The organism is Streptomyces aurantiacus (assembly GCF_001418335.1).
In the GTDB taxonomy this organism is placed as follows: Bacteria; Actinomycetota; Actinomycetes; order Streptomycetales; family Streptomycetaceae; genus Streptomyces; species Streptomyces aurantiacus.
Window position 1 is genome coordinate 1 of sequence record NZ_LIPP01000408.1, and the last position, 6,398, is coordinate 6,398.

Below are 6,398 nucleotides of genomic sequence, written 5' to 3' on the forward strand. Positions count from 1 at the left end.
AGCGCCGCACGCCGCGGCGGGTGGGCTTGAGGGGCGCGTCCTCGGGGGCGAGCGGCCCCTGGCCCGGCGGCAGGGCGGGCATCGCGGCCGGGGCGGCCACGGACCGGCCGCCGTGCCGCAGCCGGCTCTGGACGGTCCGGGCCATGGCCTGGTGGGACNNNNGGCCCTCGTCCAGCAGCCGCTGCCACGCCGCGGTGGCGCGCGCCACGTCGGGCGCCGCCCGGTTCAGGTCGGTGCGGCAGCGGATGCGCGCCACGGTCAGCGCGAGGGTGATGGAGAGCGTGTAGTCGCCGCGCTGGTACGCGATGTACGCCTCGATCGCGCGCGCCTCCAGCGAGAGTTCGTCCTCCGCGCCCCTGCGCAGCGTGAGGTGCTCCCGCAGCGCGCTGGCGAGGACGAACGCGGCGTGCAGCTCCTCGTGCTGCGCGTGCCGGATGATGCGCTCGACACGGGCGAGCGGCGGAAACGCCTCCTCCTCCGCGGCGGTGCGTTCGCTCCCGGGCGGCAGGTCGTCCTCGTCGGCGATGGTCCGGCTCGACCCGTCGGGGTACACGCGCAGGCGTGCCACCTGCATCACGGTGCGGTCGATGACGGTGGCCGCCACCGGTGCCCCCAGGGTGCGGGCGAACATGGCGACGGCGTCGAGGATCGCCTCGTTGGGCGGTCGCTTGCCGCCCATCTGCAGCAGATGGCCGTTGACCACCGTCGACCCGTCCTCGGCCACGTAGGCGTCGAGGCGGATCAGCGGCGGCGCGCTGAGTACGGGCAGGTTCCGCTGGTCACGGGGGGACAGTGAGGAGGACATCCGCTCAGGCTCCGGGTCGTACGACACCGAGGATGGGCATGGAGGCGGCCGGCGCGGTCGTGATCGTACGGCCGGGCCGCGGGGCGTGGACGATCTTCCCGCCTCCTATGTACATGCCCACATGTGTGGCGTCGTTGAAGTAGATGATCAGGTCTCCGGGCCGCGCGGACGACAGGCTGACGCGGGTCAGTCCCTGCCACTGCGCCTGCGAGGTACGGGGGATGGGGTGCCCGGCCGCCGCCCACGCCTTGGAGGTGAGCCCCGAGCAGTCGTACGCCGAGGGCCCCACGGCTCCCCACCCGTACGGTTTGCCGATCTGGGCCATCGCGAAGCTGACGGCCGTCGCGGCCGATCCGGTCGCCCTCGTGCCGCCGCCGACCGAGCCGGTCCCGGTACCGCCGCCGGAGCCGGACCCGCCTGAGCCGGAACCGCCGGAGCCGCCGCCGGAGCCCGTCCACCGGGACTCGGCCTCCTTCGCCCTCGTCTGCTCCAACTTGGCCAGCTCGCGGGCCTGTTCCTTTTCGAGGCCGGCCTCGATCTGCTCGGCCTCGGCGATCTTCCCCTCGGTCTTCTGCTTCGCCTCGGCCTTGTCCGCGCGGCTGCTCTTCAGCTTCCGCAGCTCCGTCGCGGCGGTGTCGGTCTGCCGGCTCAGCTCGGCGCGGGCGGTCTTCTGGGTCTCGGAGACGTTGACCAGGTTGCGCATGACCTGGCGGGCCTGGGCCGCCTCGGTGAGGGCCTGGTCGGGGTGGTCGCCGAGGAGCAACTGGATGCCCGTGGCGGCGAGATTGCCTCCGCGGTACTGCGTCCGGGCGGCGGCGCCCCCGAGGTCGTGCAGCTCGTCCACCCGGCTCTCGGCGCGGGCCAGGCCCTTGCGGAGCGTCGCCAGCCGCTTCTCCTGCTTGGTCGCCTTCTCGTTCGCGGCGTTGTACGCCTCGGTGGCCACCTCCGCCGTGCGGTAGAGGCCGTCCAGCTCGGCGCGGATGTCCTCGATCGACTTGCCGTCCTGGGGGTCGGGTTCGCCCGGGGCCGCGTAACTCGGCCCGGCTATCAGGGAGATCGCGAGGACCAGGGTCGTTATGGTGGCGCGATCGCGCAGCCGCCTGCCGGCCGTGGACACGTTCATCAGCTCCACTTTCAGAGGTCGCGTACAGCCGTCCCGGACGGGCGACTTGCCCGTCGAGGTCGCTACCGGGGTTCGTACGGAGGGCCGTTCAAGCTTTCAACAGACTACCGTCCCTCGAACGTCTGACCCCGGTAGCCCCGCGCGCGACAACCTGCCCGACCCCAACATTTCCCCAGCCCGCCCCCTTCTCGCCGCCCGGCGCAGCGACCTGACGGAGTCACCCTGGTGATCTGACTCACACGGCTTGCCTCTCACGTCAATGTCAGGTCCTAGCGTCGCGGCAGGTCCTACCAGGGAGGCAACATGAAGATTTCCGGTTCCGTCGCACTCGTCACCGGCGCCGGCCGCGGCATCGGCCGGCAGTTCGCCAGGCTGCTGCTGGAGCAGGGGGCGAGCAAGGTCTACGCGGCCGTGCGCGACCCCGAGTCCGTCGACATCCCCGGAGTCGAGACGCTGCGGCTGGACATCACCGACCCGGCATCGATCAGGGCGGCGGCCGCGGTGGCGGGCGATGTCGACCTGCTGATCAACAACGCCGGCATCACGACCTCGACCAGCCTCGTCACCGGTGACCTGGACAAGATCCGGCTGGAGATGGACACGCACTTCTACGGCACACTCGGCATGATCCGGGCATTCGCCCCCGTGCTGGCAGCCAATGGCGGCGGTGCGATCGTCAACGTACTCTCCGCGCTGTCCTGGTTCTCCGTCGACGGGGCCGGTGCCTACAGCACCGCCAAGGCCGCCGAATGGAGCCTCACCAACGGCGTCCGTCTCGAACTCGCCCAGCAGAACACCCTGGTGACCGGCGTGCATCTGGGCGCCGCCGACACCCGCATGATGGCCGATTACGACGGCCCCAAGATCGACCCGGCCGACGTCGTCCGCGCGACGCTCGACGGTGTCGAGAAGGCCGAGCTGGAGGTCGTCGTCGACGAGTGGAGCGCGACCGTCAAGGCGTCCCTGGCGCATGACCCGCGGGAGTTCTACGGGCCGTCCCTCTCGAACTGAGGGCTCCGTACCCTCGCCTGCCGCGTGGGCACAGGGTGGCCGGCCCGAACCGCGGGCCGGCCACCCGAGTTTCTGGATCAGGCGGCCTGCGGGACCTGCGTGCACGCGCAGCCGGCCAGCCGTTCGGACAGCGTCCCGGTGGCCGCGGCGGCCTCGATGTCGCCGAGCATGCCTTCCCTGCGGTCGGCGCTGATCAGCATGCCCCGCACCACCACGGCGTGCACCCGCCTGGTGTTGCGGATGTCGGCGAGGGGGTCCGCGTCGAGGACGGCCAGGTCGGCGATCGCGTCGCGCCGTACGGTACCCACGTCGCGCAGCCCGAGGAACCGCGCGGGCGCGACGGTGGCCGCCTGGAGGGCCTGCAGCGGGCTGAAGCCCGCCTCGACCAGGTTCTCCAGTTCGTCGTGCAGGCTGAAACCGGGGTAGACGTAGGCGGTTCCGGTGTCGGTGCCGGCCAGGACCGGTACCCCGGCCCGGTGCGCGGCGGCGACCCAGCGCAGACGGGCCCGGAACAGTTCCCGGTGCTCGGCCACGTCCTGCGCCGAACGGCCGGCCAGGTAGACCTGTTCGAGCTGGGCCTGCCAGCCGTCCCTGGTGGCGGCGGGCAGATACCGCAGCCGGTCGTCGTGCAGCGCGACGGACTCGGGCAGGTCGAACACACGGTGCTGGGCCAGCGTGGGTACCTGGTGCGAGCCGTCGGCGGCGAGTCGGCGGAACACCTTCCGGGCGCGGGCCGGGTCGAAGGTGCGCGCGGCCCGCACCTCAAGGGGATGGGTCTGGTTGAACCAGCTGTTGTACTCGCCGCCGCCGACGCTGATCTCCGCGAGGCGGCGGCGGATCTCCTCCTCCTCGCTCGATGTGGCGAACCAGTTCGTGTAGACGTGCTCGAAGCTGCGCTGACCGGCGGCACTCGCCTCGGTCAGCGAGATCGCGTCCGGAGTGTGGCCGACGAACGGGACACCGAGTCGGCGGCTCTCGTCAGCGATCGCGTGGTACGCGTCCGGTGTGAGCCGGACATAGACCTTGATGAAGTCGGCCCCGCCGGCCACCGCCGCACGTACCGCCGCCCTGGCCTCCTCGGCGTTCGCCACCTCGACGTACGGTGCGCCCAGACCCGCGAGGAGTGACGGGTTGCCGTCCAGGACGCTGCTGGCGACCACGGAGCGGGGGCCGAAGAGCGTGCCGGCGGCGACCCGGTCACGCCAGTCGTACAGCAGGGCCTGGCCGTTCAGGTCACGCACCGTGGTGACGCCGTTGACGAGGAACAGCGGCGGGTCGATCTCCTCCTGGCCGCTGCCGTGCACATGTGAGTCGATGAAACCGGGGACGACGAACTTGCCGCGCCCGTCGACCACTTGCGCGTCCGCCGGCACCCGCACCTCGCGCGCGGTGCCGATCGCGGCGATCCGGTCGCCGCGCACCAGCACCGTGACATCGCGCCGCGGCCTGCCGCCGGCCGTGTCGATCACCGTGGTCCCGGTGATCGCGACCGTCGAGCCCGAACGCGCGGTGTGCGCCACGGTGTACGCCATGGCGTCGTGGGCCATGGCGTGGGCCGCGGGCGCGCTCATGGCCCCGGCCGTGAGACCGGCCCCGATTCCGATGCCGGCGCCGAGAACTCGACGCCGGGAAAGCCCTGCTGCCATCACATGTCTCCATCACTGGTCCGGCATTGGTCCGGAGGAACACGCGCAGGGTAAAAGCTGACGTCAATGTGAGGGGCAAGTGGTGGCGCCGGCCGCATCCGGTGCCTGGTGCCTGGTTTCTGGTGTCTGGTGCCTGGCGTCTGTCACGGCAGTACAGCTAGCCCTTGACCGCCCCGCCCAGCGCGAACCCTCCGCCCAACCGCCGGGCCACCAGCACGTACAGCAGAATCACCGGTGTCGAGTAGATGATCGAGAACGCGGCCAGCTGGCCGTAGACCACCGTCCCGCGGTTTCCGAAGAAGTCGTTGATGCTCACCGACGCCGGCATCTGGTCGGGGGAGAGCAACAGCATGAACGGGACGAAGAAGTTGCCCCACATCATCGCGAACGAGAAGACGGTCACCACCGCGACGCCCGGACCCATCAGCGGCAGCACGATACGCAGCAGCGACTGGAACGACGACGCGCCGTCCGTCCAGGCGGCCTCCTCCAGCTCCTTCGGCACACCGTCCATGAAGTTCTTCATCAGCCAGATGGCGAACGGCAGTTGGGACGCCGCGAAGAAGAAGATCGTGCCCTGCATCGTGTCGATCAGGTCCACCTGCACGAACAGCGCGTACACCGGCACCATGATCGCCGTGATCGGCAGGCTCGTCGCGAAGATGATCGTGAGGAGGAAGGGCCGGTTCAGGCGGGACCGAAAACGGGAGAGCGGGTACGCGGCCAGCGCCGCGCAGACCACCGTCAGCAGCGTCGCGCCGCCGCACAGGATCAGGCTGTTGAGCAGCGGGGTGAAGGTGATGTCCGGCTTCAGGACCGCGTCGAAGTTGTCGAGTGTGACCCCGTCGGGCAGCTTCACCTTCAGGTTCGCGTGCGGGTCGAGGGAAGACAGGACCACCCAGGCCAGCGGCAGCACGAAGGTGGCCGCGACGAACAGGAGGCCCGCGTCGGCGGCGTGCCGGCGGTTGGCCCGGCGGGTGTTGAGTGTCGTACGCGTGGCCATGGTCAGACCTCCGTCCGCAGCAGGCGCATATAGACCAGCGAGAAGAGGGAGCCGACCACCAGCAGGAGCAGGGCGACAGCGGTTCCGTAGCCGATCATGCTCTTCTGGAAGGCCTGCTCGTACATGAAGAGGGGGAGGGTCTGGCTGCGGTTTCCCGGGCCGCCTCTGGTCATCACCCAGATCAGGCCGAAGACCGAGAGGGTCTGGAGCGTGTTGAGCATCAGGTTCGTACCGATGGAACGGCGGATCATCGGCAGCGTGATGTGCCACATGCGACGCCAGCCGCTCGCGCCGTCGACCTCCGCCGCCTCGGTGATCTCCTTGGGGATCTCGTTGAGCGCGGCCGAGTAGACCAGCATCGAGAAGGCCGTCCCCCGCCACACGTTCGCGAACGACACCGCCAGGATCGGCAGCGTGAACAGCCAGTTCTGCGACGGCAGATGGAGCCAGTCGAGGATCGCGTTCAAAGTGCCCTCGCGGCGGAAGAACGCGTAGAGGAGGAAGCCCGCCACGACCTCCGGGAGCACCCAGGCCGTCACGACGATCCCGCCGGTGAGCGTACGGACCGGCTTCGACGCGCGCTGCATCAGCGCGGCCAGGGCAAGACCCAGCGTGTTCTGGCCGATGAGGGAACTGAGGACCGTGAAGACGAGCGTCAGCCATACGGCGTTGAGGAACGCGTCGTCCTGGAAGGCGGTACGGAAGTTCTCGAAGCCCGTGAACGACGACTCGGCCTGGCCGGTCAGCTGGAGATCGGTGAAGGCGATGTAGGCGCAGTACGCGATCGGCCCTGCCAGGAACAGGAGCAGC

The 6,398-nt window shown here is 70.2% G+C and carries 5 protein-coding genes; 1 reads left to right on the plus strand and 4 read right to left on the minus strand.

Annotation, left to right across the window (positions count from 1 at the left end; genetic code table 11):
* Nucleotides 1-809: 809 nt before the first annotated feature.
* Complete coding sequence (locus AOK01_RS37000) at nucleotides 810-1,928, minus strand: C40 family peptidase (protein WP_055519523.1); 1,119 nt, start codon at nucleotides 1,926-1,928, stop codon at nucleotides 810-812.
* Between the two features lie 303 nt (nucleotides 1,929-2,231).
* Here AOK01_RS37000 and AOK01_RS37005 point away from each other — a divergent pair, with 303 nt between their 5' ends.
* On the plus strand, nucleotides 2,232-2,939 hold the full coding sequence (locus AOK01_RS37005) for an SDR family oxidoreductase (protein WP_055519518.1): 708 nt from the start codon (nucleotides 2,232-2,234) through the stop codon (nucleotides 2,937-2,939).
* A 77-nt stretch (nucleotides 2,940-3,016) separates the two neighbouring features.
* Here the strand turns inward: AOK01_RS37005 and AOK01_RS37010 are convergent, their stop codons facing one another.
* From AOK01_RS37010 to AOK01_RS37020, 3 genes are all read right to left on the minus strand, one after another.
* Complete coding sequence (locus tag AOK01_RS37010; protein ID WP_079104063.1) at nucleotides 3,017-4,585, minus strand: amidohydrolase family protein; 1,569 nt, start codon at nucleotides 4,583-4,585, stop codon at nucleotides 3,017-3,019.
* Between the two features lie 157 nt (nucleotides 4,586-4,742).
* Nucleotides 4,743-5,588 carry a carbohydrate ABC transporter permease gene (locus AOK01_RS37015; protein ID WP_055519521.1) on the minus strand — a complete coding sequence of 282 codons (846 nt, stop codon included), beginning with the start codon at nucleotides 5,586-5,588 and terminating at the stop codon, nucleotides 4,743-4,745.
* 2 nt (nucleotides 5,589-5,590) lie between these two features.
* On the minus strand, nucleotides 5,591-6,397 hold the full coding sequence (locus AOK01_RS37020) for a carbohydrate ABC transporter permease (protein WP_245702574.1): 807 nt from the start codon (nucleotides 6,395-6,397) through the stop codon (nucleotides 5,591-5,593).
* Between the last annotated feature and the right edge of the window lies 1 nt (nucleotide 6,398).

Coding starts and splice junctions, on each gene's coding strand:
- AOK01_RS37015 (WP_055519521.1), bottom strand. CDS start 5,588: ATGGCCACGCGTACGACACTCAACACCCGCCGGGCCAACCGCCGGCAC.
- AOK01_RS37005 (WP_055519518.1), top strand. CDS start 2,232: ATGAAGATTTCCGGTTCCGTCGCACTCGTCACCGGCGCCGGCCGCGGC.
- AOK01_RS37010 (WP_079104063.1), bottom strand. CDS start 4,585: ATGGCAGCAGGGCTTTCCCGGCGTCGAGTTCTCGGCGCCGGCATCGGA.
- AOK01_RS37000 (WP_055519523.1), bottom strand. CDS start 1,928: ATGAACGTGTCCACGGCCGGCAGGCGGCTGCGCGATCGCGCCACCATA.